This is a genomic window from Enorma phocaeensis, assembly GCF_016901575.1.
GTDB lineage: Bacteria > Actinomycetota > Coriobacteriia > Coriobacteriales > Coriobacteriaceae > Limicola > Limicola phocaeensis_A.
The window spans coordinates 1-2,027 of the sequence record NZ_JACJKQ010000048.1 but is presented as its reverse complement, the minus strand read 5'-3'; the positions used below and the strand labels follow the sequence as shown (position 1 = coordinate 2,027).

The 2,027-nt window shown below is 63.2% G+C and carries 1 protein-coding gene; it reads left to right on the top strand.

Features of this window, described 5'->3' with window-relative positions; genetic code table 11:
- Positions 1-1,918 (top strand): ABC transporter permease (locus H6A15_RS10090; RefSeq protein WP_204673627.1); only part of this gene is annotated, 1,918 nt, incomplete at its 5' end.
- Between the last annotated feature and the right edge of the window lie 109 nt (positions 1,919-2,027).

Below are 2,027 nucleotides of genomic sequence, written 5' to 3'. Positions count from 1 at the left end.
GCTCGAGAGCCTTGACGCCGCCCAGGCAGAGATCACCGACGGCATGGCCCAGATTGCCGACGGCCAGGCAGAGCTCGACGCCAACCAAGCAAGCATCGATGACGGGCTTGCCCAAATCGCCGAAGGCCAGGCAGAGCTCGATGAGGGGCGTGCCACCTTCGAGGAGGAGCGTGCCGACGCGCTCCAGCAGATCGAGGACGCCCGAGCCGAGGTGCGCGACATCGGCCCCGCCACATGGTATGTGCAGGACCGCTCCAACCTCGGCGGCTTCTCCAGCGTCGACGCCGACACCTCGTCCATCGAGGGCATCGCACGCGTGATCCCCGTCATCTTCTTTGTCGTGGCAGTCCTGGTGAGCCTCACCACCGCCACGCGCATGGTCGAAGAGGAGCGCACGCTCATCGGCCTGTATAAGGCTCTCGGCTACTCGCGCGGCAGGATCCTTTCGAAATATGTCGCCTACACGCTCTCGGCGGCTCTCATCGGAGGCGTGTTGGGCGACCTTCTGGGATTCATCGTCTTGCCGCTGTTCCTCTTCACCATCTTCAACGTCATGTATCAGCTCCCCATCCTGTCGCTTCACTTTGACGCGTTCTACGCGGTGGGATCCATCGCCCTGTTTATCGTGGGCATCGTCGGGGCGACGTTCATCACATGCCGCTCCGACCTGAAGGAGACGCCTGCCACCCTTATGCGCCCGAGGGCGCCGAGGGCCGGGTCGCGCATCTTCCTTGAACACATAGGCCCCTTGTGGCGCCGCATGGGCTTCTTGAACAAGGTCACCGCCCGCAACATCTTCCGCTACAAGAAGCGCTTCTTCATGACGGTGTTCGGCATCATGGGCTGCACCGCGCTTCTGGTGTGCGGCTTCGCCATCAAAGATACCGTGGCGTCGCTCGCGTGGCGACAATACGGAGAGACCGGCGTGGCGCAGGGCGCGGGCGAGGGCGTCTACGGCTACGACCTCATGGCGGTCACATCGGCCGAGGACTTCGACGCCGCCAGGCAGGCACTTCAAGACGAGGCGTCTGTAACCGACATGATCGAGGTCTACATCGACAACGTGACCGTCGAATACCAGGGCAAAAAGGAGAGCATGCAGCTCTACGTGGTGCCCGACGGCAGCTCGCTCGACGGCTACATCGCGCTCGTCGACGACGCCACCGGCGAGGCGGTCTCCCTTCCCGACGACGGCATCCTTATCACCAACAACGCCGCCACCGTCATGGGCTTCACCACGGGCGCCGAGGTGAGCCTCAAAGACTCGGCCCTGAACCAAGCCGACACCACGGTCGAAGGCGTGGTCACCAACTACCTTGGCAACGCCATCTATATGTCGCAGGCTTCCTACGAGCGCCTCTTTGGCACCCTCGAGGCAAACGGATTTATGGCGAAGCTCTCAGGCACCCCGGACGAGCAGATCGCCCTCTCTGACGACCTCGCCGCCGACGAGCGCTTCCTCTCCATCTCGGGCACCGAACAGCTCGCCCTCGACTTCTCCGAGAGCTTCTCGCTCATCAACTCGGTCGTCTATGTCGTGATCCTGCTGGCAGCCGGCCTGGCGTTCGTCGTGCTCTTCACGCTCTCGACGGTCAATATCGCCGAACGCGAGCGCGAGATAGCGACGATCAAGGTGCTCGGCTTCCGTCCGCCCGAAGTGCGACGCTATATCAACAAAGAGACGCTCGTGCTGACCGGACTCGGCATCCTTTTGGGCATTCCTGCGGGCTGGGTCTTGGGCATGAGCTTCACCGTGGTGCTCAAGCTGCCCGACATCAACTTTGCCGTCATGATCGAACCGGTGAGCTACGCCATCTCCGCAGCGCTGACCATCGTGTTCGCGCTCGTGGTCAATCTCATCACGAACCGCATGCTCGACCGCATCATCATGGTCGAGGCGCTCAAGAGCCCCGAATAGCCCTTCCGAGGAGCGCCTCGCCCCCGGATGCGGATTGCCGCCGGGGACGAGGCGTCATTAGGGGCAGCGGCACCCCTGTCGCGTCCCCTGCCCCTCTCCTGCCTTGCCC